A 21,188-nucleotide genomic window follows, 5' to 3' on the forward strand; every position below is an offset into this window, starting at 1 on the left:
TCCGTCACAGATAAAGATGAAATGCAGAGGGCACATGGATCAGGCACAAATCGAGGTTCGGGTACTTGGATCGCTCTCGCAGATTATTGCGGCAGAGTGGGACAGCTGTGCCTGCCCCGAGGCTGCGGACGGGGGCCGTCCGCTTGATCCCTTTACCACTCATCGCTTTCTTTTGGCTTTGGAGGAAAGCGGGTCGGTCGGGCCGGGTACCGGTTGGCAGCCGCAATACCTGACGGTTTACCTGGACGGAATGTTGATCGGGGCCGCCCCGATGTACGCAAAATCGCATAGTCAGGGCGAATATATCTTCGACCACAACTGGGCGCATGCCTATGAAAACGCCGGCGGGCGGTATTATCCCAAACTGCAGATTGCCGTGCCGTTCACCCCGGCCACCGGGCGCCGCTTTCTGCTGCGGCCGGGATATCAGGCGGTGGGCATGTCCGCCTTGGTGCAGGGGGCGGTGCAGCTAGCCGCGGAAAATCAGGTATCGTCGGTACATGCGACCTTTTGCACTGAAGATGAGGCGCTGGCGGGCGAACAGATGGGCCTGATGTTGCGCCATTCCCAGCAATTTCACTGGCTGAACGACGGGTATGCGAATTTCGATGGATTTCTGGCCGCTTTATCCTCGCGCAAACGCAAGAACATCCGCAAGGAACGCGCGCAGGCCTGCGCCTTTGGCGGCGAAATCCGCGCGTTGACCGGTGATGACCTGCGCCCCGAACATTGGGACGCGTTCTGGGAGTTCTATCAGGATACCGGCGCGCGGAAATGGGGCGTGCCCTATCTGACGCGGCAATTCTTTGATATCGCTCAGGAAACCATGGCGGATGACATGGCATTGGTTCTGGCCGAGCGCGGCGGCTATCCGATTGCGGGAGCGCTGAACTTTATCGGGCGCGAGACGCTTTATGGCCGTTACTGGGGCTGCGTCGAACATCATGCCTGCCTGCATTTCGAACTGTGCTATTATAGGGCAATCGACTTTGCCATTGCGCAAGGCCTGGCACGGGTCGAGGCAGGGGCGCAGGGCGAACACAAGCTGGCGCGCGGCTATCTTCCCACACGCACGCACAGCCTGCACTGGGTCAATGACCCCAGCTTTGCCGATGCGATCAAAAAATATCTGGACGCCGAGGCCCAAGCAGTGGGAGAAGAAATCGAGATTCTGACTGATTATGGCCCGTTCAGAAAGTCGAACCCGGAGGAACACCAATGACTGAACTTCTGTCGACCGAGACCCGTGGCCCCTTGCTGGACCCGCTGTTCAAAAGCGGCTGGACCATGGTCAAGGACCGGGATGCGATCACCAAGACCTTTATGTTCGAGGACTTCGTCCACGCCTTTGGTTGGATGACCCAAGTGTCTATGTTTGCCGAGAAATGGAACCATCATCCCGAATGGTTCAATGTCTACCGCACGGTCGAGGTGACGCTGTCCACCCATGATGTCGGCGGGCTTTCGGCGCTGGACGCCAAACTGGCCCGCAAGATGGACAGCCTGGTCTAACCGCTGTCACCGCGTGATCCGACACCACCGGCAAGGCTGGCAACCTGACCCAGCCGCCTGAACTCGGCTGAGGTGACCAGGTTGTCACTAACGTCGATTTCGGCAGGTATCCGGGTAGTTCTGTTGCCGATCATGCGCACGGACCGTGCTGCGGGGTTGATGTCGAGACAACGCCGGTCATAGCAGGTCAGGCCATTGGTACTGATCTCTATCCTCGGTTGGCCATCAGGGCCGGTCACAATAGGGGCCTGCGGCACATCACATGCCGCAAGCAACCCCAACGCAAAAAGAGCACTCCATTTGGTCATTGCATACTCCTGTCTGGCCCAAGGCCGCAGAGCCTAGTCCAGTTGACCGTTGCTGTTCTGATCAGCAGAAATAAAATCTTCGGTCATATGCTGATCGTATTCCGTTCTTGAAATATTACTATCCCGGTCCCGGTCAACCTTTTGGAATTGCTTTATATCCAGAAACGGCTTGGCTTCATCCAGGCCCAATGTGCCGTTCTTGTCCTCATCCATCGTCTGGAACGCATAGTCGGAAAAGGCGTCGAACTCATCTTTTGACAGGAAGCCGTCATTATTGGTGTCGATGGCCTTAAGCTCATTCTCATGCAGCTCTGCCACGGTTTCGGCCGTAGCGGCACCCGCCAGGGACAACATCGACAGGACGATTGCGGTTTTCATCTTCATCCCTCTCAACATGCGAACCTCTGACCTTCAATGCCGCCGACCGCAGCACCCGCTGCCGTCAGAATGGTTTTCCCGGAACCGCCGCCAAACTGATTGCCGATGACGCCGCCCAGCAAGGCACCACCCACTGTGCCGCTCAGGCAGGCGATCTCATGCTGTCGTGCGGCCTGTTGTTGCGAGGTAGGGGCCGGTCCACAAGCGCCAAGTGCGCCGGTCAGACCTAAAAGAAAGGTAAATGTCTTTAGGTTCATAAACAAACTCCCTGATGAATATGTACCAAGTATTCGCCCATCATAAGAGTGTCGCAAGTTAAATTGCGAAAATGGCCCCAGCAGCACTGGGGCCAGATCAGGTCAGATAACCTCTAACAGCCCTTCACCTGCGGAAATCTCGCAGACGCCGGGATTTTCCTCCAGGTTCATGGCGACCACTTTGCCGTCTTCGACCAGCATCGCATAGCGCTTGGACCTGCCGATCAGACCAACGGGCGGGGCGTCGAAATCCATCCCGATGGCTTTGGTGAATTCAGACGCCGCATCGGCCAACATGGTTAGGCCAGTCGCAGTTGCGCCGGTGGACTCGCCCCAGGCGCTCATGACAAAGGGGTCGTTGACCGAGATGCAGATGATTTCTTCCACGCCTTTTGCATCGAACTGGTCTTTGGTACGCATAAAGCTTGGAACATGCGCCGTTGTGCACGTGCCGGTATAGGCGCCGGGCACGGCGAAAATGACAACCTTGCGCCCTTTGGTCTTGTCCGAAACGCGGACCTCTTCAGGGCCATTTGCCCCCATTTGGGTCAATGTGGCGTCGGGCAGAGTGTCACCTGTTGAAATCATTTTTTCGCTCCTGTCATTTGGATTTGCAGAGTCGGGCCTAGCCGCAATATAGGTGAGCTAACAAAAGTGACCACGGGAATTCGACAGGGTGAGGGGAATATGAGCCATATTGTCGTGATTGGCGCCGGCCAGGCAGGTGCTTCGCTTGTCGCCCGGCTGCGTAAAGATGGGTTCGACGGCGAGATTACTCTGATCGGCGCAGAGCCGCATTTGCCCTATCAGAGACCGCCTTTGTCCAAGGCCTATCTTCTGGGTGAGATGGGGCTAGAGCGCCTCTTCCTGCGCCCCGAAAACTTCTATACCGATAACAATATCACCCTGCGCCTTGGTCAGCGCGTGACCGGAATCGACCCTCAGGCCAAGACCGTGACGCTGGGTGATCAGGTTGTTGCTTACGACGAGCTGGCCCTGACCACCGGATCGGATCCGCGCCGCCTTCCAGCCGCTATTGGCGGCGATTTGGACGGGGTGCATGTGGTGCGTGATCTGGCCCATGTGGACGAAATGGAACCCTATGTGTCCGAAGGCGCGCGTGCGCTGATCGTGGGCGGAGGATACATCGGGCTTGAGGCCGCAGCCGTTTGCGCCAAGCGCGGGGTCAAGGTGACCTTGGTTGAAATGGCCGACCGCATTCTGCAACGGGTCGCCGCCCCTGAAACCAGTGACTATTTCAGAACGCTGCATTCCGAATATGGTGCCGATATCCGCGAAGGCGTCGGGTTGGACCGTTTGCTGGGTGAAAACGGCAAGGTCACTGGCGCGGTGCTGACCGATGGAACAGAACTGGCGGTCGATTTCGTTGTTGTCGGTGTTGGCATCGCCCCTGCGACCCAACTGGCCGAGATGGCCGGGCTGGAGCTGGACAATGGCATCAAGACAGATGCGCTTGGGCGCACCTCTGATCCGTCGATCTGGGCGGCGGGCGATTGCGCCTCATTCCCGCATGCTGGCGGGCGTATCCGTCTGGAAAGCGTGCCAAACGCGATTGATCAGGCCGAGATTGTTGCCCAGAACATGTTGGGCGCGGCAAAGGGTTATACTGCGACCCCGTGGTTCTGGTCGGATCAGTATGACGTCAAACTGCAGATCGCGGGCCTGAACACCGGGTATGACCGGGTGGTGACCCGCAAAGGTGACGGGCAGACCGTGTCCTTCTGGTACTATAAGGGCGATCAGCTGATCGCGGTCGACGCGATGAACGATCCGCGTGCCTATATGGTTGGTAAGCGTCTGATTGAAAGCGGAAAAACAGCTGAACCTGCTATTGTGGCCGACCCGGATGCGGACCTGAAACCGCTGCTCAAAGCGTGAGGTTCATCGCCGGAGCCTTCCGAGGTCGGGCTTTGGCCTCGGTCGGCAAGGGGGACGCCGGCGCGCATCTGCGCCCGACCACAGACCGGGTACGCGAAAGCCTGTTCAACGTACTGGCCCATCAGATTGATTTTGACGGACTGCGCGTGTTGGACCTGTTCGCAGGCACCGGTGCGCTGGGGCTTGAGGCCTTGTCGCGCGGTGCGACACATGTGAGCTTTGTCGATGATGGCCGCGTGTCACAGGGCCTGATCCGCAAGAATATCGACCTGACCCGCAGCTCTGACTGTACCGAGTTGATCCGTCGCGACGCCACGCGGTTGGGAGCCAATCCTGCAGCGCCTTATGATCTGATCTTCCTGGACCCGCCCTATGGTAAATCCCTTGGGCAAAAGGCGATTGCTGCCCTGTCAGAGGGCTGGTTCGCACAAGGCGCCCTTGTGGTCTGGGAGGAAAACGCGCCCATGCAGCCGCCCAAAGGATTCGTCCTGCAAAACAGCCGCAAATATGGCGACACGCATATCACCCTGATGTGGAATGGCGATCCGGATGCATGATCTGGTGATCTTTGATTGCGACGGAGTCCTGGTCGACAGTGAGCCGCTGTCCAATCAGGTACTGGTCGACAATCTTGCCCGTTATGGCCTGAACCTGACAATCGAAGACAGTATGAAGCTGTTCGTTGGGGGCACCATGACCGGGGTGCGGGACAAGGCAAGGGCGCTGGGCGCGGACTTGTCAAATGACTGGGTCGATGAGGTCTATGCGGAAACCTATGACCAGCTCCGTCTTGGTGTTCAGCTGATGCCCGGCGTGGCGGACCTGCTGGCGGTTCTCGAGGCAAGGGGGCTGCCCTTCTGTGTCGCCTCGAACGGCAGCCCGGACAAGATGCAGATCACTTTGGGTCAGAACGGGTTGTGGAAGCGGTTTCGCGATGTCGCCTTTTCGGCCCATGTCCTGGGAACGGCCAAGCCGGACCCGACATTGTTTCTAACTGCGGCTGAACGCTTCAACGCGTCAAACCCTCTGGTGATCGAGGACAGCCTCAGCGGTGTGACCGCAGCAAGCAGGGCACATATGCGCTGTTTGGCCTATGCACCGCATGATGGCGGTAAAAAACTGGCCGCTGCGGGGGGCGAAGTCTTCTCTGACATGGCGCAGGTTCCGGCGCTTTTGGGGATTTGACCCGGTCATGTTACCCTGCGGGGCATGGACCGTGCACTGACCCCGTCGAATTGGTCACTTCCGCAAGAGGCTGACACCGCAACCGATCCCCAGCGCACGCCTCTGCGCGCGCCGGTTTTCATCCATGATGCGGTCACGCCATGGGGGCGGGAAACCCTGCTGCTAAAGCTGCTACGGGAACAGGCCGCGGATCAGGAAGAATAAGTCGGGTGGTACTTACCGCCTGGCGACAGGGTAAAGATCTCGACCCCATCTGCCGTTACACCGACCGAGTGTTCAAACTGTGCCGACAGTGACTTGTCGCGCGTCACGGCGGTCCAGTCATCGGCCAGCGTCTTGGTCTCGGGGCGGCCCAGATTGACCATCGGTTCGATGGTAAAGAACATGCCCTCTTCCAGAACCGCACCAGTGCCCGGACGGCCATAGTGCAGAACGTTTGGCGGTGCATGGAAGACCCGGCCCAGCCCGTGGCCGCAAAAATCGCGGACTACGCTCATCCGGTGTGCCTCGACAAATGATTGAATCGCGTGGCCGATATCGCCGAACGTGTTGCCGGGTTTGACCATCTCGATGCCCTTGAACAGGGCATCATGAGTGATCTGGATCAACCGTTCGGCTTTGCGCGGCAGCTTGCCGGCCACATACATGCGCGAGGTATCCCCGAACCAGCCGTCGACAATAACGGTCACGTCGATATTCAGGATATCGCCATCCTTCAGCTTTTTGTCGCCGGGAATGCCGTGGCAGACCACATGATTGACGCTGATACAGCTGGCATGCTGATAGCCCTTATAGCCAATCGTGGCCGATGTTGCGCCCGCATCCTCGACCATCTGCGTGATGAGCCCGTCAATCGCGCCAGTGGTCTGGCCGACAAACACATGATCGGCAATATCATCCAATATCCGCGCAGCCAAAGCCCCCGCCGCCTGCATGCCGGCAAAGTCACCCTGTTCATAGATACGGATACCGTCCTTGGTCAGACGGCCACGATGTTCTTTCATCGATGCGAGGCTCCAAATATTTCGCGCAGCACCCTTTTTACGCTGCTTGTGCAGAAAGTACCAGAGGGCGCACGGTCGCGGGTTAAGATGGGGATCAATGCCGTGGCTTCAAGGATTGGTCGGATCGCCTTTGTTTGGGCGGATCCTTTTTCTGAGCTCTATGCCCAGCCAGAGAGGTTCCGCCAATGTCGGCTTGGCAGACATCTTGCGGGTCATCCTCCCTTGGTGAGCGGCTGGTGGTTGCTTTCTGTGCCCATCTCGAAAAAGACCCGATGCAACGAACTATGGATTGCTGCGGATGCGAAAGGACACATAGGGCAGATCCGAGAGCGGTCGTTCAAACTCACATTTTCAAACTTACTGCGCCGGGTGGCCCCGTTTTTGACTAATCCCGCAAAAAGCACAACCGTCTGCTAGCCTGACTAAAGCGACAACCGAAGCTTCTTGCAAGGTGTTCGACCCAGTTAATCGGGAGTGCAAAACCGCCCTCATTCGCGGTCTCTTCAATAGGCGAAACAAAGTTATTGCTTTCTCTCTATCAACGATCTTGCTAGAAAACGCGGCGCTATCGACACGGGAGGGAAGCCCATATGTTACTTAGCTTTTTTACGGCAAGACGCATCAAATGCGACTGTCCGACGTGCGGCTGCCCAGGTTCCGGAGGACGAGGAAACTATACTTTTCGGTATGTAAACGCACCTTTGGTCTATTTTGACGTCCCCAAGAGTGCTTCTAGTTCTATCCGCAGATCTTTCTTTGGAGAAGATGAAAGCAAAAGCCTTCGTCATCTGCCCCTTTTTTCAAAGAACCTTTTTCGATTTTCTTTTGTCCGGAACCCTTGGTCCAGAGCTGTGTCGAATTGGAAGATGTTTACGACGCAGCCTTTTCGCGTGAATCAACTGCGTTCTATGGGTGGGCGAGAAGACATGGACTTTCTGCAGTTCCTTCAATTCTCGAAAGAGAAGGTCAATCATCATTGGCTTCCTCAATCTCTTTACGTACCTTTGGAGTTGGATTTCTTAGGGAAACTGGAGAACTTCGCATCCGACTTCGAGGTCGTTGAACAAGTTGCGCTCGAATATGGTCTTTTCGATGTGAGAAGCACACCACCGCACCTTAATAAGAGCAGCACTGAGAAAGTTCACTATTCAAGCTACTACGGCCCCCGTGAAAGAGAGATAGTCGACCAAGTTTATAAACTCGACATTGAACGATTTGAGTACGAGTTTGAAACACGCGCCGTTGACTAAGCCGCCCAGAGACTCAGCTCAGTCCACGACCGAGTCATTACCGACGCAATATTACAGGAGATGGGACGAACGGCAGGAATGCGAAAGCTGCATCGCGGCGAAAATAGCAGATCTGTGCGTTTGGATTGGACCGTACTAATGAAACGAGGAGGCGGCCTTCCGCGCATTGCGCCAGTCCGTTCGTCATGCAAAATTGGTCACCCAGGGCTCAAACTACCCCTTCAACGCTTCTGCATGAACGATAGTTTTTCGGCTAAGTTCACCCAAATCGCCCTCAGGCGATATCCGCGTGCCGTAGACCAGTTTCTCGACACCCCTAGCTGCGCCGCCTCGAACGCCGCTGCATAGGTCGGGTCGATATCTGCGGCCATGGCAATTCGTCCACAATCGCCGTTTTGCCATTCCACAACCTGAGCGATGATCCAGAACAGTTTTTTCAGTGATGGTATTACAGAAGACATCATCACAGGATTGTCGCGCTTTTGCACGCTTCAGTTGGTCTCAAGGAACGCCTCTTTTCGCTTCAGACGCAAGGAAGCCGATCCAGCTGAAATTGCGGCGACTTTGGGCGCGGATTATCTTGTCGAAGGTAGTGTGCGAAAAGCAGGGAGCCGGGTCAGAGTTTCGGAGCAGTTCTCAGACTCAATTTTGGGGATTGCAGTTGTGGTCGGATCGAAATGATCGTGAATTAGAGGATGTTTTGGAGGTTCAAGACGATGTGACACGAAGCATCGTGGCGGTCCTCCCCGGGCGGGTTCAGCACGATGTTGCCCCGAAAGCCAGAAAAGGAAATGAGGGCTTACGAGCTAATGCTAAAGGGCAAAGCCCTTCGCGAGGGCCTGAATGCCCGAGATACGGCAAAGGCACGGGCCCTGCTAGAACGGGCAGTAGCCCTCGACCCGACAATCGCGCGATCGTTCATGTACCTTTCAGATACCTATGTCATTGATATTTGGCTAGGGTTTGCTGTTACCGAAGCAACCAACCATGTATTGCAAATTGCTCGAAAGGGGACGGCACTGGACAACCGGGATGTCTACATCCAGGACCAACTCTGTTTCGCCTATTAGTGCGCAGGCCTTTGGCAAGAGGCTGAGACCCAGTTTGAAAAAACGCTGTCTTTGATCGAAAACGAGGCAGAGTCCATGGCTTGGTGTGGATACGCCTTTCTTTTGCTCGAGAGGCATGAGAAGGCGCGTGAGGTCGTATCTGAGGCAATGCAGTTGGATCCTTTGCACCCCCCGGCCATCGATTGGATTATGGGAGAGGCTTGGCTCAATTCCTTGTGACAGCATTCGTGGCGGCCTTCTATGCAAAGCTTGATCGTCAGGCAGAGGCCGAAGCAGCCCTCGTTGATTTTACAGCCGAGCGTCGCGACGAACTCATGAGCCGAGGTATCCGAGTGAATGAAGAAACCGTTTCTACTCTCACTCATGGGTTTCAGACGATGTGGCGGCAACCAGATGATTTCGAACACCTTGCTGCTGGCCTACGCGCAGCCGGTTTGCCCAGTTGAACTTAAGTATAGAAATTGCTTTCGACTTTGTAGGGCTGGACCAGACCTTGGAGGCAGAAGGAAATTCGGGGTTCAGACACATTTACTTGGATGAGGACGGCCTAGAGCAGCCACTCGATCCGGCCCTGTCATGCTGCGGTGCAGCCCGCCATTGCCGCCGTTGATACATGGCGCAGCATTCACAAAGGATCAGTTTTATTGTTGGGGCAAACCAATCCCTGATGCGTTTCTAAATAAGGGTACGATCGGATTGATTTGATTCCAGTTGCCCAACATCATGTCCAAGCCTGAACTCGGTGGTATCAATCCGGTCTCAAACCTAATAAACCTGCCTGCAACCAAGAGAGGACACCCAATGCCTAAATCCAAAAAGCCCAAGGCGAGGCGCCCGGGTGCAAACCCTGTCAAGAAGCCTGCTTGGCATCAAGCGCTCAACGGTACTGCCGGACAACATGGGGAGCGGCCTACCAAGACAGGCAAAAAGGCACAGAACAAATCGGCTTAGGCAAATAGCCAATTTCGCCAGATCCATCCTTCGCAATGCTAGCGGCGTTAGCTTCTTTTTCTTACTATCAAATATGTAGTGGATTGCTTTCGACCGTGAAGTATCACGCAGAGCGCGTGTTCCATAGAAGTCGTCGTATCGAGCCGCACCGACAGCTCAACACACTTCTAAAGGAACAACACAATGACCACGCAACCCCAAGACAAGCCCGTTTCAAATGGCGTAAATACCGAGGCCCTGATCGGGGCACGGGGCGCATTTGCCGAGATGCCAAAAGCTGCGTCCTTCACATTCCGCAGCACTTGCGACTGGGTCGACGGCAGTGAAAGCCGCAACACCATCAATGGCTATTTTGGCCTAGGTGAAGAACACACACGCAAAGAAACTTTTTCAATTTGCTCGGACCATCCAGAAGTTTTCGCTGCTCGTGACAGCGCGCCGACCCCCCCGGAAATCGCATTGTCCGCATTGGCGAGCTGCCTGACCGGTGGCATCGCTGCAGTTGCGCAACATCGGGGCATCCAACTGCATGACGTACAATGCGTTGTCGAGGGTGATATGGATATGCGCGGGATATTGGGCATGGACCCCGACATTCGCAACGGCTTCAGTGCAGTCCGTGTGACCTTTGATATCGATGCTGACGCAAGCGACGATGACATTCGCGCTTTGGTCGCACAGTCACAAAAACGATCCACTGTTTTTGATCTTATGACCAATCCGACCAACGTACATGTGGTCGTCGCCTAGGCCGCGATTGCTACAGGAGCGAGCGTCATGCGACATATTTCGACTGTCATCATTGGCGCCGGGCAAGCCGGGCTCGCAATGAGCAAGTGTCTTTCGGACCGTTCCGTTGCGCATGTTGTGGTGGAGCGGGGCGAGGTGGCGCAGTCCTGGATGAAAGACAGGTGGGACAGCCTGCGGCTGCTTACTCCAAATTGGCAGTCAAGGTTGCCGGGGTATGGGTATAAAGGACCTGATCTGGACGGGTATATGAACATGCCCCAGATCACTGGTTATCTGCGTGACTATGCCCATGCGATCGATGCCCCGGTCGAAGAGCACACAGCTGTTCATTCTGTGACCTCTCACGGGAACAACTATCTGGTTCGCACCAACAAGGGCGATTGGATCTGCGACCATGTCGTTGTCGCCAGTGGGGCTTGCGCACGGCCTAAACTGCCTCAGTTGGCGGGCGCTGTTCCGGAAGGCGTCACGCAGCTGTCGCTCGGAACGTATAAATCGCCTGATCAAGTTGCAAAGGGCGGTGTGCTGGTGGTTGGAGGGTCAGCCAGCGGCGTGCAGGTTGCCGCTGAACTCTGCAAAGCGGGGCATGCTGTGACCCTTGCCGTTGGGGAGCATATCCGTGCGCCGCGGCGTTATCGTGGGCGGGATATTCAATGGTGGATGGATCGTAGCGGCATTCTGGACGTCCGCGTCAAGGATGTGGACGATATCGAACGCGCCCGCCGCGTGCCCTCGTTCCAACTGATGGGTGATTCTGGAATAGGCTCCATTGACCTGAATACGCTTCAGGCGATGGGGGTTGCAGTAACGGGTCGACTGGTCGGCATTCAAAACGGTATGGCGCAGTTTTCCGGCTCAGTTGCCAATCACTGTGCCATGTCGGACTTGAAGATCGGCCGCCTTCTTAAGCATTTCGACGACTGGGCCGAACGCGTGAACATTACAGGCCTTCCCGAGGCGCAGCTGTTGCCCCCGACGTTATTGTCCAACCCGCCACACCTCATGTCCAATCTGAGAAACGGAGCGATCTGCACCATCATCTGGGCAACGGGTTATTCCCCCGAATTCAGTTGGCTGAAGCTTCCTGTGTTCGACCGGAAAAGCATTTTGGTCCACGATCAGGGCATCGTTGCACCCGGTCTATACGTCCTGGGATTGCCCTTCATGCGGCGTCGGAAGTCGGCGCTGATTGATGGCGTGGGCGGTGATGCGCAGGCCCTTTCCGATCACCTTATTGCCAATCGAAACCGCCACGCGGCTTGAAGGAGTTCAATCATGAACAAGGCGATCAAAACCCGCGCAATTTCGACGGCGTTTACAGATCTGGTTGCGGTTGATCACCCTATCGCGCTGGCCCCCATGGCCGGCGCCGTGGAAAGCGACTTGGCTGCTGCTGTTGGCAATGCAGGCGGCTATCCGATCATGCCCTTCTCGTGGAGCAGCAGAGAGACTATTGAGGCTGAACTTACAAACCTGCGGGCAAAGACCGGCGCGCCATTTGCCGTAAACCTTTGCCTCGACATGCCGCAAGAAGCCCGATTAGAACTTTGCCTATCGCATCGCCCTCATGCTGTGCATTTCTTCTGGGGGGATGCAGCGCCCTTCGTAAAACAAGTGCATGCCAGCGGGGCATTGGTAATCCAAACCGTCTCGTCTGCGAATGAGGCCAAACGCGCCGTTGATGCGGGCGTTGATGTGTTGGTCGCGCAGGGTTGGGAAGCAGGCGGGCATGTTCGTGGGACCGTTGCGACCCTGCCGCTGATCCCGGCCGTCGTGGATGTGGCAGGATCGGTGCCAGTTCTGGCGGCCGGAGGTATCTCGGACGGGCGCGGGTTGGCTGCGGTCCTCTGTTTGGGGGCCAGCGGCGTTGTCATGGGAACTCGTTTTCTGGCAACCCCAGAAAGTGCGGCGCATTCCGAATACATCGCACAGCTTTTAGCGGCCCAGCATTCAGACACAGTCCATGAGACCGATCTTTATAATGTTGGATGGTCAAATGCTGCACATCGCGTGCTGCGTAACGCCGTAGCGGATCGTTGGCTAGCAGAGGGTCGCCCCGGCAATCGGGCACGTCACCGGTCCGGTGAAACGGTTGCAATGCGAGGCATCGCCCCAATCAAGGCCTATCAATCCACGACACCCCATCATTCGATGACCGGTGAGATTGAAGCGTTATCGATGTGGGCAGGTCAAAGCGTTGGCCTGGTGAACAGCACTGAACCCGCTGGAACGATTATCGACAGTATTATGGCACAGGCCGGCGCTGCGCTAAGATTGTCCTAACGTGCCGCCAAAATCTCTTCGGCATTCGGCAAGCTTGCAAAAATGCAATCGGAAAGCCAGCTTGATATATTACGTGTCAGAGCCGCCGGTCCGATGATCTCCATCGCGCCAGAGGCTTTGGCAGCCTTATAGGTCGTGTGACCCAACCAGGCATCCGCCATCGCGCGCACCTTGGTTGTGATGAATACGTCCACGTCCAGACCGGGGTCGGTTGTGCAGACATCAACATTGCCACCTTCAACCGTGATCCACCATTTAGGTTGCTCAGCGAAATCCGTAAACTGGAACAACACGACCGTTCTGCTGCCGGGCAGGTTCTCGGGAACAATACTTCGTTGAAGATAAAGCATCAAAAGTTCGACGTCGTAATCCGCGTCGCTCATAAACGCCTTTGACCATTCCATGCCCCAACTTCCAAGTGCCAGCAGGATTGGCTGCAGCTGCCGGCAGCTTGCGGTTGGTAGGTATTCGTGCCCCCGACCGCCTTGAATACGACGCTTATAGACAAGGTCATACTCCTCGAGCGTGACCAATCTGCGCGTCAAAAGCGTGGGAGAGATCGCGCCCAACCCACGCTGGAGCTCTGAAAAACGTGTGCTGCCCATCAACAGTTCGCGTACAATCAGCATGGTCCATTTTTCGCCCAAGATTTCAGTTGATTTGGCGATGGGGCACCATTGGCCATAGCTGTGCGACATCAAAGTTACTCCAGAAAGTGTAGTAAGGCACTCCAATCGGTATAGTGCTTTGCTCCAATCTGTAAAGCATCGCGTAGGGACGCCGTCAGATAGATCTCATGACATCAAGCAGCCCAACTGCGGATCTGCAAAACAGAGAGTGCTTATGACCCTATCCATACACACGCTCCAGACAGCGGCCCCACAATCACGTCCGATATTCAACGCGATCACGCAGGCACGTGGCTTTGTTCCTAACGTTTATGCCGTCTATGGCGGTCTTCCTGATGCGATGACCGGGTTTGCCGGGCTGACCGGCGCCTTTGGGAACAGCAGCCTGTCGCCCGCCGAACGCGAGGTGATCCAACTTGCGGTTAGCGTGGCCAACAAGTGCCGCTACTGCGTCGCGGGTCACACAGCTTTTGCTGCTGATGCCGAACTGAGTGACAGCCATGTTCAAGCGATGCGTGCGGGGCGCGACCCTGAAGACGATCGTCTTGGTGCTCTGGCACGGTTTGCCCGGAAACTCACAACAGACCGTGGTCGTGACTGCACCGAAGAATACGCGGGATTTTTAGCGGCAGGTTATCACCCAGAGCAGGCGCTGGAGGTAATCATAGGCGTTGCAAACAAGACGCTAAGCAACATGACCGCCAACTTACTGGACCTGCCGCTAGACGCGGAATTTGCGCCCTATGCATGGACTCCTAAGGCGGACGCAGCATGAGCCCCGAAAGCCGCGCAAAGGGATTAAAGATCGCCTTGGCCCTGTTTGGGATCATCTGTTTTCTGATCTATCCACTGGCCGTTATCTGGCCTTCGGGGTGGGTCTGGCAAGGTGGCGGAGGTCAGCACTATTTCCAGATGATCTGCGGTATTTACGCGGTTCTGGGATGGTTCCTGATCCGGGCATCCTCAGCCCCGCAAAACCATATGAGTCTGATCAGTTTTGCCATTTGGTCAAGTGTCGTCCACGCAGCGATTATGGCCGCTCAAGTCAGCCGGGACCATATGGAGATCGGTCATTTGGTGGGCGATATCCCAGCCCTGATCATTATGGCTGCGGTGCTTTGGTATCTGTCGCCATGCCGATCAGAGACACCCAGAACCAGCGAAGGAACACCCAAATGAAAACCGCAGCTCTGCAGCGCGTGGCCGTCAAGACCGCCCAGACACCCGCTGAAATCGCCGCCATACAAAACATGATGCGCGCCTTGGTTGATTGGTTGTTCTTGCGCCATCACGCCTATCGCAATCTTGTCGCCCGCTATTTCGACCCGGTTGAATTTGAACGAGAGCTCTCAGACCTGCATCGCATATATGGAGCGCCCACAGGAACGTTGTTAATCGCAACCATTGATAAGGAATTCGTTGGGTGTGTCGGTCTGCGCGCACTCGATACAGAATATTGCGAAATGAAGCGCATGTTCGTCGTTCCGAAATTTCACGGGCAAGGCGTAGGTCAGGCTCTTGCAACGCATCTTACCCACCGAGCCCGCGAATTTGGGTACTCAAGAATGTATCTTGATACAGGCCCAGAACAAATCGAGGCACGAGGATTGTATCAAAAGCTCGGTTTTAAGCCGATCAAACCCTATTATGATGTCAGCGAGGAAATGGCGGATTGGCTAACCTTCATGGTCCTGCAACTCGACCCACAATGACTGGATCAAGGTTGTGGACTGATTATGACAGCACTGCGTGTAATGACGCATTCCTCAGATACTCATGAAAGATATCTGCCTTGTCGTGACTGCTGACCCAATGATCGTACATTGTTGTCATTGCCGGATGTGCCAGCGGCAAACAGCCAGCGCATTCGCCGCAATCCCACTTCTTACGGCAGACAATGGGTGTTTAGATCAGGATGGGCCAGCGCCCCGGTTTTCTTGCTCACGCAGAGAATCCCACGTTGCTAGAAGGTCGAATTCACAGGATGGGATCAAAGGGCCTTTTCAACGCTTCTGCATGAACGATTGGCTTTCGGTCACGTTTACCCAAACCCCTTCAGGCGATATCCGTGTGCCGTAGACCAGTTTCTCGACACCCCTAGCTTGGGCCGCCTCGAACGCCGCTGCATAGGTCGGGTCGATATCTGAGGCCAATGCAATTCGCTCACAATCGGTGCGCTGGACCAGATACAGCAGGATTGCGCGATGCCCCTGGTCCACCATAGCCGTCAGTTCCCCTAGATGTTTGGTTCCGCGCGCTGTGACGCTGTCGGGGAATTCGGCCAGACCAGGTTCGCGAGACAGGGTCACGCATTTGACCTCGACATAAGCGTCCTGAAGGCCCGGCTGGGTCAGTAGGAAATCAACGCGGCTGTTCTCGCCGTATTTCACTTCGGGGCGTACAGTTTCATACATTGCCAGTTCGGGGATCTCCCGCGCGATCAATGCCGCGCGCAACGCCCGGTTCGGGACGGATGTATCCACGCCGGTGAAATGCCCGTTTTCGTGATCGACCAGCCGCCAGCCATATTTCAGCTTTTTCTTCGGGTCGTGATTGGGCTCCAACCATATTTTCTCGCCCGGTTCGGCCAGTCCCATCATCGAGCCGGGATTGGCGCAATGCGCTGTCACCTCGCGCCCGTCCTCAAGCCTGCAATCGGCTAGAAAGCGTTTATAGCGGCGGATCAGGTGGGCGGGGACAAGAGGGGTTTCAAATCGCATGCTTCAGGGCCTATACCTGCGGAAAGGGTCGATCAAGGGGGCGCAGGCCATGCAAAATCCAACCGCAGCCATGCTGGTGATCGGGGATGAAATCCTGTCGGGTCGCACCCGCGACGCAAACATGCATTATCTCGCGCAGGAGCTGACCAAGCAGGGGATCGACCTGAAAGAGGTCCGTGTGGTCAGCGATGACGCCGCTGCAATCGAAGCCGCCGTTCAGGCGTTGTCGGCAAATTTTGATCATGTCTTCACCAGCGGCGGGATTGGACCGACCCATGATGATATCACCGCCGATTGCATCGCCCGTGCCTTTGGCGCGCATATCGACATCCGCGACGATGCCCGCGCTTTGCTTGAAGCGCATTACGAGAAATCCGGGCTGGAACTGAACGCTGCCCGTTTGCGCATGGCGCGCATCCCTGATGGTGCCGCGCTGATCGACAATCCGGTTTCGACTGCGCCAGGCTTTACCATCGGCAATGTTCATGTGATGGCTGGGGTGCCCTCGGTCTTTCAGGCGATGGTGGCGAGTGTATTGCCGGGTCTGACCGGCGGTGTTCCTCTGCTGTCCCAAACCTTGCGGGTGGATCGAGGCGAAGGCGATATCGCCGCCCCCCTTACGGCACTCGCAGCGGATTTTCAGGATCTGTCCATCGGGTGTTATCCGTTTCAGATCAATGGTGTGTTCGGTGCCAACGTTGTCATCCGCGGAACCGATGGCGCCCAGATTGATGCGGCCTCAACCCGGTTGGCGAAAGAGCTTGGTCTGTGAGCGTTGTCTGGCCTGATGTCGTCGATGGCACTTGGCCATCTGCGCATCGCGACAGGAAGGGGCCGTTTTGGGTGCGTCAGGGTCTGGGCGGCGGATCGCGGGTAAGTGCGGCCAATGCGCTGGGGCCTGCCTCGGATGAGGATATTGCGGCGGCCGAGGTCGCGATGCAGGTACTGGGGCAAAAGCGCATCTTTTGCCTGTGGCCAGGGGACGAGGCGCTGGATGCGCAGCTTGAAGGCCGGGGCTATTCCGTGTTGGATCCGGTCAATATTTACACCTGCCCGGTTGAGCATCTGACTGATCTTCCGCTCCCCCGCGTAACGGTGTTCTCGATATGGGAGCCGCTGGCAATCATGCGTGAGATCTGGGCCGAGGGCGGGATTGGACCAGAGCGGCTGGCCGTGATGGAGCGAGCCCCGGGTCCAAAGACTGGCCTGCTGCTTCGCCATAGTGACCAACCTGCTGGTACCGGGTTTGTTGCGATGCACGGGGACGTGGTCATGGTCCACGCACTTGAGATTTTGCCTGCTCATCGCCGTCAGGGCCTTGGGCAATGGGCGATGCGCGCGGCTGCGCTCTGGGCACAGGATCAGGGCGCCGGGACGCTCAGCGTGATTTGCACCAAGGCGAATGCGGGTGCCAATGGCCTTTATCGCGCGCTTGGGATGGAGCTTGCCGGAGAATACCATTACCGTCAGCTGGCTGAAGGAGAGAACCCAAAGTGACCGATCTTACCCCACCCACCGCGCTGAACCTTCAGATGATGGATCCGCTGCCGCCGGAGACGCAGAAATATTTCGACATTTGCGTCGAAAAGCTGGGTTTTGTGCCCAACGTTCTGCGGGCCTATGCCTTTGACATCGACAAGCTGAACGCGTTCACCGCGATGTATAATGATCTGATGCTAGCGGATAGTGGGTTGTCCAAGCTTGAACGCGAGATGATCGCGGTGGTCGTGTCGGCAATAAACAAGTGTTTCTATTGCCTTGTCGCACATGGGGCGGCTGTCAGGCAGTTGTCGGGTGATCCGCAACTGGGCGAAATGCTGGTCATGAACTACCGGGTTGCGCCTTTGGATCAGCGGCAGCGTGCCATGCTGGATTTCGCGGCCAAAATGACCACCGAAAGCACCAAGATCGAAGAGCCCGACCGACAGGTCCTGCGGGATGCCGGGTTTAGCGACCGCGATATCTGGGACATTGCCAACGTGACCGGCTTTTTCAACATGTCGAACCGTGTTGCAAGCGCGACCGCGATGTCCCCCAACCCCGAGTATCACGCCCAATCAAGATGATCCGCCGTCTCGTTATATTCCTGTTGCTCATGGCATCGCCTGTTGTCGGGCAGGAGCTGACGCTTCCTTCGGGTACGCGATTGGTCAGCGACCGCACGAGCCCGTTGGACAGCTATGACCTGCCCACTGGCCCCTATACCGACGGAGCAGTCCCGGCGCGCCGGGTTGAAGGACGTGTCGAGCGCTATACCTGGCGGCTGCAGGCCGGGTCCAGCACCACTTTGCAGCTGCTAGCCCCGTTGCGGGAACAGCTCAAAGCCCAGGGGTATGAGGTTCTCTTTGACTGCGAAGCCCGCAGCTGCGGCGGCTTCGATTTTCGCTTTGGAACCGAAGTTGTCCCCACGCCTGACATGTATGTGGCCATCCAGGACTATCGCTTTTTGTCTGCTGCTAAGGGTGACGATGTTCTGAGCCTGTTGGTTAGCCGAAACCCGCCCGATGGCTATGTGCAGATGATCCGTGTGTCACCGGAAGAAGCCGAAACCGCGCCTCCGTTGGTGATCGAAGAAGCGGTCGATCAGGCACAGGGGCTGTTGGCAGAGCTTGCCCAAGAGGGCCACGTGATACTGGGCGATCTGCATTTTCGCACGGGCGAGATAACGCTGGGTGAGGGGCCTTTCGGCTCTCTGAATGAGATTGCGCAGTATTTGTCGGACAATCCCGGAACGCGGCTGGCTCTGGTCGGGCACACGGATGATACCGGCGCACTCGAGGCCAACATATCGGTCAGCACCGGCCGGGCGCAGACTGTGCGCGCCCGGCTGATCGAGAAATACGGCGTGGCCGCCGACCGGGTCGAGGCGCGGGGGATCGGCTATCTGGCCCCGATCACCTCGAATGCAACGCCCGAAGGTCGCGAACTGAACCGCCGGGTCGAGGCGGTTCTGCTGATCAACTGATCCCTACATCACCCACCACAGGTACAGCGGCAGTCCGATCGTGATGTTGAACGGGAAGGACACGCCCAGCGACAGGGTAAGATAGATCCCAGCCTCTGCCTTTGGCAGCGCGATCTTCATCGCAGCGGGCACAGCGATATACGAGGCCGATGCGGACAGGACCATGAACAGGAACAGGCTGCCTTCGGGCAGACCGATCACCGCCCCGACCACCCAGGCCATCGCAGCGCCGATCAGGGGCATCAGCACGCCAAAGGCAAACAGACCCAGCGAAAGCTTATCGCGGTTCTTGATCAGGCTGCGCCCCGCGGAAATGCCCATATCCAGCAGGAAAAGGCACAGGATGCCGGTGAAGGGCGTGACGATGAAGGGCGCAATCATCTGCATCCCTTCGCCACCCGTAACAGCGCCGATCAGGAAGGCCCCGGTCAACAGGACAATCGACCCGTTTGCCAACAGATCGCGCCACAGCCCATTGTCATTGACGCCCTTGCTGCTGGTTTTATGCGCCAGCCAAAGGGCCGAAAGGATGGCGGGAACCTCCATCGCGGCGGCGACAGCAACCATGAAGCCGTCATGATCAAGACCCACCAAATCCAGCAGGCTGGTTGCGGTGACGAAGGTCACGATTGAGATTGATCCATAATGCCCGGCAACAGCCGCCGCATTCAACGCGTCCAGCCGTGTCATGACCCGGAGCAGGCCGAATGCCACAAAGGGGATGACAAAAGACAACGCCACACCGCCTAGCAAAGTCAGGAACAGATCCATGTGGATGCCATGCTCGGCCAGGCTGCTGCCGCCTTTGAAGCCGATGGCCAGCAGCAGATACAGCGACATGAACTTGGCTGCCCCACCGGGGATCGACAGATCGCTGCGGGCAAAAGCCGCGAGCAGCCCGAGGACGAAGAATAGGATGGTCGGCACCAGCAGGTTGCTGGAAAGGGTTTCGATCACGCTGGGCATTTTTGGCTCCTGTCCCGGTAGTGCGGGCTAAGTGCCTTGCCTATTTTTGTTATCCCAATACTATCTTTCTAAATTTAGGATAGTTAGAAGCTATGAAATGCGCCCAACATTAAGACAGCTGGAATATATCGTTACGGTTAGCCGACTGGGCCGGTTTGGATTGGCGGCCGAGGTTCTGAATGTCAGCCAGCCTAGCCTCTCGGCACAAATTGCGTCTGTAGAACAAGAGCTTGGCCTGCGCATCTTTGATCGCAACCGGGGCGGTGTTCAGGTCACGGCCAAAGGCCAAGAGTTCATCGAACGCGCCCAGAAGATCCTTGCCGATGTCCGGGATCTGCGCCACGCGATGAGCAGCGAGACACCGGTTTCGGGACGGTTAAGGCTGGGCGTGTTGCCCTCAATCGGGCCGTATCTGCTGCCTCAGGTCATCAAAAAGGTCCATCAGGATCGCCCCGATCTGCGCGTTGTCGTGCGCGAGGAAAACACCCGTGATCTGGAACAAGGGCTGAAATCCGGTCGGTTCGATCTGATCCTGTCCACGCCCGAGGACCATCCGAACACAATCCAGCAGCGCCTGTTCAACGAATCCCTGTGGATCGGGGTCGCTGTAGATGATGTGCTGGCGGGTGATACGCAAGGTGTCACCGCCCAGGATTTGCGAGACCGGCTGATCCTGACCCTGGACCAAAGCCACCGTCTGTCCCGGATCGTCTATGCGCTTGCGGCGGAATGCGGCGGGGTGGTGTCGGATGAATACGAGGGCACCACGCTTGATTCCATCGTGCTGATGGCGGCTTCGGGGGTTGGGGTCGCAGTATTGCCGGACCTCTATGCAAGGCGTCAGGGCATTTACCGCGATGAGGTCCGTCTGCGCCCGCTGACAATCGCAAATGCCAACCGCGATATCGCGCTTCTTTCCCGCAGAAAAGAAGCTGATCTGCCCGGACAGAATATCCTGATCCAATCCTTGCGTACGGTCGCGCAGAGTATGGGGCTGGCCGTGATCAGCGACTAAAAAAATGGCCCACACAACATGTGCGGGCCGTTCAGTTTCCACCGGG

General features: G+C 56.8%; 29 protein-coding genes. 20 read left to right on the plus strand and 9 right to left on the minus strand.

All coding sequences use genetic code 11. The features are described from left to right. Positions 1 to 34 precede the first annotated feature (34 nt). On the plus strand, positions 35 to 1,222 hold the full coding sequence (locus AC2FIP_RS14480; RefSeq protein ID WP_496786966.1) for a GNAT family N-acetyltransferase: 1,188 nt from the start codon (positions 35 to 37) through the stop codon (positions 1,220 to 1,222). After that, positions 1,219 to 1,512 carry a 4a-hydroxytetrahydrobiopterin dehydratase gene (locus AC2FIP_RS14485; RefSeq protein WP_142638667.1) on the plus strand — a complete coding sequence of 98 codons (294 nt, stop codon included), beginning with the start codon at positions 1,219 to 1,221 and terminating at the stop codon, positions 1,510 to 1,512. The genes AC2FIP_RS14480 and AC2FIP_RS14485 overlap by 4 nt, the downstream gene beginning before the upstream one ends. On the opposite strand, the gene AC2FIP_RS14490 is transcribed toward AC2FIP_RS14485, so the two are convergent. The 4 genes from AC2FIP_RS14490 to AC2FIP_RS14505 form a co-directional block, all read right to left on the minus strand. Next, on the minus strand, positions 1,509 to 1,820 hold the full coding sequence (locus AC2FIP_RS14490) for a hypothetical protein (protein ID WP_496692764.1): 312 nt from the start codon (positions 1,818 to 1,820) through the stop codon (positions 1,509 to 1,511). The two genes, AC2FIP_RS14485 and AC2FIP_RS14490, sit on opposite strands and share 4 nt — an antisense overlap. Positions 1,821 to 1,853: 33 nt before the next feature. Then, complete coding sequence (locus tag AC2FIP_RS14495) at positions 1,854 to 2,198, minus strand: EF-hand domain-containing protein (protein ID WP_142638671.1); 345 nt, start codon at positions 2,196 to 2,198, stop codon at positions 1,854 to 1,856. An 11-nt stretch (positions 2,199 to 2,209) separates the two neighbouring features. Next, entirely contained in the window at positions 2,210 to 2,455 is a 246-nt protein-coding gene (locus AC2FIP_RS14500) for a glycine zipper 2TM domain-containing protein (RefSeq protein ID WP_496786967.1), read from the minus strand. Between the two features lie 102 nt (positions 2,456 to 2,557). After that, complete coding sequence (locus tag AC2FIP_RS14505; protein ID WP_142638675.1) at positions 2,558 to 3,043, minus strand: peroxiredoxin; 486 nt, start codon at positions 3,041 to 3,043, stop codon at positions 2,558 to 2,560. Positions 3,044 to 3,142: 99 nt separating this feature from the next. On the opposite strand from AC2FIP_RS14505, the gene AC2FIP_RS14510 reads away from it, so the two are divergent. The 4 genes from AC2FIP_RS14510 to AC2FIP_RS14525 are packed head-to-tail and all read left to right on the plus strand — an operon-like array spanning position 3,143 to position 5,743. After that, complete coding sequence (locus tag AC2FIP_RS14510; protein WP_496786968.1) at positions 3,143 to 4,354, plus strand: NAD(P)/FAD-dependent oxidoreductase; 1,212 nt, start codon at positions 3,143 to 3,145, stop codon at positions 4,352 to 4,354. Next, the gene (gene rsmD, locus AC2FIP_RS14515) at positions 4,351 to 4,911 is read left to right on the plus strand and encodes a 16S rRNA (guanine(966)-N(2))-methyltransferase RsmD (RefSeq protein WP_496786969.1); all 561 of its coding nucleotides are present in this window, start codon (positions 4,351 to 4,353) and stop codon (positions 4,909 to 4,911) included. The genes AC2FIP_RS14510 and rsmD overlap by 4 nt, the downstream gene beginning before the upstream one ends. Next, positions 4,892 to 5,539 (plus strand): HAD family hydrolase, encoded by a 648-nt coding sequence (locus AC2FIP_RS14520; protein ID WP_496786971.1) that lies wholly within the window; start codon positions 4,892 to 4,894, stop codon positions 5,537 to 5,539. Before rsmD ends, AC2FIP_RS14520 begins: the two co-directional genes overlap by 20 nt. A gap of 24 nt (positions 5,540 to 5,563) precedes the next feature. After that, a complete protein-coding gene (locus AC2FIP_RS14525; RefSeq protein ID WP_496786972.1) occupies positions 5,564 to 5,743 on the plus strand; it encodes a hypothetical protein in 180 nt (59 codons plus the stop codon). On the opposite strand, the gene map is transcribed toward AC2FIP_RS14525, so the two are convergent. Beyond that, positions 5,731 to 6,543: a type I methionyl aminopeptidase gene (map, locus tag AC2FIP_RS14530; protein WP_271952408.1), complete on the minus strand. Its 813-nt coding sequence runs from the start codon at positions 6,541 to 6,543 to the stop codon at positions 5,731 to 5,733. The genes AC2FIP_RS14525 and map overlap by 13 nt on opposite strands. Before the next feature lie 590 nt (positions 6,544 to 7,133). Between map and AC2FIP_RS14535 the strand changes: the two genes are divergently transcribed. Then, on the plus strand, positions 7,134 to 7,793 hold the full coding sequence (locus AC2FIP_RS14535; RefSeq protein WP_496692761.1) for a sulfotransferase family 2 domain-containing protein: 660 nt from the start codon (positions 7,134 to 7,136) through the stop codon (positions 7,791 to 7,793). A 221-nt stretch (positions 7,794 to 8,014) separates the two neighbouring features. Here the strand turns inward: AC2FIP_RS14535 and AC2FIP_RS14540 are convergent, their stop codons facing one another. Then, entirely contained in the window at positions 8,015 to 8,257 is a 243-nt protein-coding gene (locus AC2FIP_RS14540; RefSeq protein ID WP_496786973.1) for a hypothetical protein, read from the minus strand. 327 nt (positions 8,258 to 8,584) lie between these two features. Here AC2FIP_RS14540 and AC2FIP_RS14545 point away from each other — a divergent pair, with 327 nt between their 5' ends. The 5 genes from AC2FIP_RS14545 (at position 8,585) to AC2FIP_RS14565 (ending at position 12,847) form a co-directional block, all read left to right on the plus strand. After that, complete coding sequence (locus tag AC2FIP_RS14545) at positions 8,585 to 8,863, plus strand: hypothetical protein (protein WP_496750627.1); 279 nt, start codon at positions 8,585 to 8,587, stop codon at positions 8,861 to 8,863. 200 nt (positions 8,864 to 9,063) lie between these two features. Then, the gene (locus tag AC2FIP_RS14550; RefSeq protein ID WP_496692758.1) at positions 9,064 to 9,309 is read left to right on the plus strand and encodes a hypothetical protein; all 246 of its coding nucleotides are present in this window, start codon (positions 9,064 to 9,066) and stop codon (positions 9,307 to 9,309) included. Positions 9,310 to 9,997: 688 nt separating this feature from the next. After that, positions 9,998 to 10,564, plus strand: a complete 567-nt coding sequence (locus AC2FIP_RS14555) for an OsmC family protein (RefSeq protein WP_496692757.1) — start codon at positions 9,998 to 10,000, stop codon at positions 10,562 to 10,564. A gap of 27 nt (positions 10,565 to 10,591) precedes the next feature. Continuing rightward, complete coding sequence (locus AC2FIP_RS14560; protein ID WP_496709454.1) at positions 10,592 to 11,827, plus strand: NAD(P)-binding domain-containing protein; 1,236 nt, start codon at positions 10,592 to 10,594, stop codon at positions 11,825 to 11,827. A gap of 12 nt (positions 11,828 to 11,839) precedes the next feature. Next, positions 11,840 to 12,847 carry an NAD(P)H-dependent flavin oxidoreductase gene (locus AC2FIP_RS14565; protein WP_496786974.1) on the plus strand — a complete coding sequence of 336 codons (1,008 nt, stop codon included), beginning with the start codon at positions 11,840 to 11,842 and terminating at the stop codon, positions 12,845 to 12,847. Here AC2FIP_RS14565 and AC2FIP_RS14570 read toward each other — a convergent pair. Beyond that, complete coding sequence (locus tag AC2FIP_RS14570; protein ID WP_496703513.1) at positions 12,844 to 13,545, minus strand: winged helix-turn-helix transcriptional regulator; 702 nt, start codon at positions 13,543 to 13,545, stop codon at positions 12,844 to 12,846. The two genes, AC2FIP_RS14565 and AC2FIP_RS14570, sit on opposite strands and share 4 nt — an antisense overlap. A gap of 145 nt (positions 13,546 to 13,690) precedes the next feature. Here AC2FIP_RS14570 and AC2FIP_RS14575 point away from each other — a divergent pair, with 145 nt between their 5' ends. From AC2FIP_RS14575 to AC2FIP_RS14585, 3 genes are read left to right on the plus strand one after another with little or no spacing between them, the layout of a single operon-like run. After that, entirely contained in the window at positions 13,691 to 14,251 is a 561-nt protein-coding gene (locus AC2FIP_RS14575) for a carboxymuconolactone decarboxylase family protein (RefSeq protein WP_496786975.1), read from the plus strand. Further along, positions 14,248 to 14,655 carry a DUF6632 domain-containing protein gene (locus AC2FIP_RS14580; RefSeq protein ID WP_496786977.1) on the plus strand — a complete coding sequence of 136 codons (408 nt, stop codon included), beginning with the start codon at positions 14,248 to 14,250 and terminating at the stop codon, positions 14,653 to 14,655. The genes AC2FIP_RS14575 and AC2FIP_RS14580 overlap by 4 nt, the downstream gene beginning before the upstream one ends. Beyond that, positions 14,652 to 15,188 (plus strand): GNAT family N-acetyltransferase, encoded by a 537-nt coding sequence (locus AC2FIP_RS14585; RefSeq protein ID WP_496707019.1) that lies wholly within the window; start codon positions 14,652 to 14,654, stop codon positions 15,186 to 15,188. Before AC2FIP_RS14580 ends, AC2FIP_RS14585 begins: the two co-directional genes overlap by 4 nt. A 291-nt stretch (positions 15,189 to 15,479) precedes the next feature. On the opposite strand, the gene sfsA is transcribed toward AC2FIP_RS14585, so the two are convergent. Then, positions 15,480 to 16,196 (minus strand): DNA/RNA nuclease SfsA, encoded by a 717-nt coding sequence (sfsA, locus tag AC2FIP_RS14590; protein WP_496786978.1) that lies wholly within the window; start codon positions 16,194 to 16,196, stop codon positions 15,480 to 15,482. Between the two features lie 49 nt (positions 16,197 to 16,245). Between sfsA and AC2FIP_RS14595 the strand changes: the two genes are divergently transcribed. The 4 genes from AC2FIP_RS14595 to AC2FIP_RS14610 are packed head-to-tail and all read left to right on the plus strand — an operon-like array spanning position 16,246 to position 19,161. Further along, on the plus strand, positions 16,246 to 16,968 hold the full coding sequence (locus AC2FIP_RS14595; RefSeq protein ID WP_496786980.1) for a competence/damage-inducible protein A: 723 nt from the start codon (positions 16,246 to 16,248) through the stop codon (positions 16,966 to 16,968). Beyond that, positions 16,965 to 17,693 carry a GNAT family N-acetyltransferase gene (locus AC2FIP_RS14600; RefSeq protein WP_496786981.1) on the plus strand — a complete coding sequence of 243 codons (729 nt, stop codon included), beginning with the start codon at positions 16,965 to 16,967 and terminating at the stop codon, positions 17,691 to 17,693. Before AC2FIP_RS14595 ends, AC2FIP_RS14600 begins: the two co-directional genes overlap by 4 nt. A 35-nt stretch (positions 17,694 to 17,728) precedes the next feature. Beyond that, positions 17,729 to 18,262 carry a peroxidase-related enzyme gene (locus AC2FIP_RS14605; RefSeq protein ID WP_496787028.1) on the plus strand — a complete coding sequence of 178 codons (534 nt, stop codon included), beginning with the start codon at positions 17,729 to 17,731 and terminating at the stop codon, positions 18,260 to 18,262. Continuing rightward, entirely contained in the window at positions 18,259 to 19,161 is a 903-nt protein-coding gene (locus AC2FIP_RS14610) for an OmpA family protein (protein WP_496786982.1), read from the plus strand. The genes AC2FIP_RS14605 and AC2FIP_RS14610 overlap by 4 nt, the downstream gene beginning before the upstream one ends. A 3-nt stretch (positions 19,162 to 19,164) precedes the next feature. Here AC2FIP_RS14610 and AC2FIP_RS14615 read toward each other — a convergent pair whose 3' ends face one another. Beyond that, a complete protein-coding gene (locus AC2FIP_RS14615; RefSeq protein ID WP_496697790.1) occupies positions 19,165 to 20,127 on the minus strand; it encodes a sodium-dependent bicarbonate transport family permease in 963 nt (320 codons plus the stop codon). Positions 20,128 to 20,224: 97 nt separating this feature from the next. Here AC2FIP_RS14615 and AC2FIP_RS14620 point away from each other — a divergent pair, with 97 nt between their 5' ends. Continuing rightward, entirely contained in the window at positions 20,225 to 21,142 is a 918-nt protein-coding gene (locus AC2FIP_RS14620; RefSeq protein WP_496786983.1) for a hydrogen peroxide-inducible genes activator, read from the plus strand. The last annotated feature ends 46 nt before the right edge of the window (positions 21,143 to 21,188 follow it).

The organism is Ruegeria sp. CDSB114, from assembly GCF_059611025.1.

Excerpts from the sequence above, each read along its gene's own strand:
- AC2FIP_RS14535 (WP_496692761.1), top strand. The coding sequence starts at position 7,134 with ATGTTACTTAGCTTTTTTACGGCAAGACGCATCAAATGCGACTGTCCG.
- AC2FIP_RS14580 (WP_496786977.1), top strand. The coding sequence starts at position 14,248 with ATGAGCCCCGAAAGCCGCGCAAAGGGATTAAAGATCGCCTTGGCCCTG.
- AC2FIP_RS14555 (WP_496692757.1), top strand. The coding sequence starts at position 9,998 with ATGACCACGCAACCCCAAGACAAGCCCGTTTCAAATGGCGTAAATACC.
- sfsA (WP_496786978.1), bottom strand. The coding sequence starts at position 16,196 with ATGCGATTTGAAACCCCTCTTGTCCCCGCCCACCTGATCCGCCGCTAT.
- AC2FIP_RS14485 (WP_142638667.1), top strand. The coding sequence starts at position 1,219 with ATGACTGAACTTCTGTCGACCGAGACCCGTGGCCCCTTGCTGGACCCG.
- AC2FIP_RS14595 (WP_496786980.1), top strand. The coding sequence starts at position 16,246 with ATGCAAAATCCAACCGCAGCCATGCTGGTGATCGGGGATGAAATCCTG.
- AC2FIP_RS14565 (WP_496786974.1), top strand. The coding sequence starts at position 11,840 with ATGAACAAGGCGATCAAAACCCGCGCAATTTCGACGGCGTTTACAGAT.
- AC2FIP_RS14540 (WP_496786973.1), bottom strand. The coding sequence starts at position 8,257 with ATGATGTCTTCTGTAATACCATCACTGAAAAAACTGTTCTGGATCATC.
- AC2FIP_RS14500 (WP_496786967.1), bottom strand. The coding sequence starts at position 2,455 with ATGAACCTAAAGACATTTACCTTTCTTTTAGGTCTGACCGGCGCACTT.
- AC2FIP_RS14520 (WP_496786971.1), top strand. The coding sequence starts at position 4,892 with ATGGCGATCCGGATGCATGATCTGGTGATCTTTGATTGCGACGGAGTC.
- AC2FIP_RS14505 (WP_142638675.1), bottom strand. The coding sequence starts at position 3,043 with ATGATTTCAACAGGTGACACTCTGCCCGACGCCACATTGACCCAAATG.
- AC2FIP_RS14495 (WP_142638671.1), bottom strand. The coding sequence starts at position 2,198 with ATGAAAACCGCAATCGTCCTGTCGATGTTGTCCCTGGCGGGTGCCGCT.
- AC2FIP_RS14560 (WP_496709454.1), top strand. The coding sequence starts at position 10,592 with ATGCGACATATTTCGACTGTCATCATTGGCGCCGGGCAAGCCGGGCTC.
- AC2FIP_RS14610 (WP_496786982.1), top strand. The coding sequence starts at position 18,259 with ATGATCCGCCGTCTCGTTATATTCCTGTTGCTCATGGCATCGCCTGTT.
- AC2FIP_RS14585 (WP_496707019.1), top strand. The coding sequence starts at position 14,652 with ATGAAAACCGCAGCTCTGCAGCGCGTGGCCGTCAAGACCGCCCAGACA.
- AC2FIP_RS14545 (WP_496750627.1), top strand. The coding sequence starts at position 8,585 with ATGAGGGCTTACGAGCTAATGCTAAAGGGCAAAGCCCTTCGCGAGGGC.
- AC2FIP_RS14490 (WP_496692764.1), bottom strand. The coding sequence starts at position 1,820 with ATGACCAAATGGAGTGCTCTTTTTGCGTTGGGGTTGCTTGCGGCATGT.
- AC2FIP_RS14605 (WP_496787028.1), top strand. The coding sequence starts at position 17,729 with ATGATGGATCCGCTGCCGCCGGAGACGCAGAAATATTTCGACATTTGC.
- AC2FIP_RS14620 (WP_496786983.1), top strand. The coding sequence starts at position 20,225 with ATGCGCCCAACATTAAGACAGCTGGAATATATCGTTACGGTTAGCCGA.
- AC2FIP_RS14480 (WP_496786966.1), top strand. The coding sequence starts at position 35 with ATGGATCAGGCACAAATCGAGGTTCGGGTACTTGGATCGCTCTCGCAG.
- AC2FIP_RS14525 (WP_496786972.1), top strand. The coding sequence starts at position 5,564 with ATGGACCGTGCACTGACCCCGTCGAATTGGTCACTTCCGCAAGAGGCT.
- AC2FIP_RS14575 (WP_496786975.1), top strand. The coding sequence starts at position 13,691 with ATGACCCTATCCATACACACGCTCCAGACAGCGGCCCCACAATCACGT.
- AC2FIP_RS14570 (WP_496703513.1), bottom strand. The coding sequence starts at position 13,545 with ATGTCGCACAGCTATGGCCAATGGTGCCCCATCGCCAAATCAACTGAA.
- AC2FIP_RS14510 (WP_496786968.1), top strand. The coding sequence starts at position 3,143 with ATGAGCCATATTGTCGTGATTGGCGCCGGCCAGGCAGGTGCTTCGCTT.
- AC2FIP_RS14615 (WP_496697790.1), bottom strand. The coding sequence starts at position 20,127 with ATGCCCAGCGTGATCGAAACCCTTTCCAGCAACCTGCTGGTGCCGACC.
- map (WP_271952408.1), bottom strand. The coding sequence starts at position 6,543 with ATGAAAGAACATCGTGGCCGTCTGACCAAGGACGGTATCCGTATCTAT.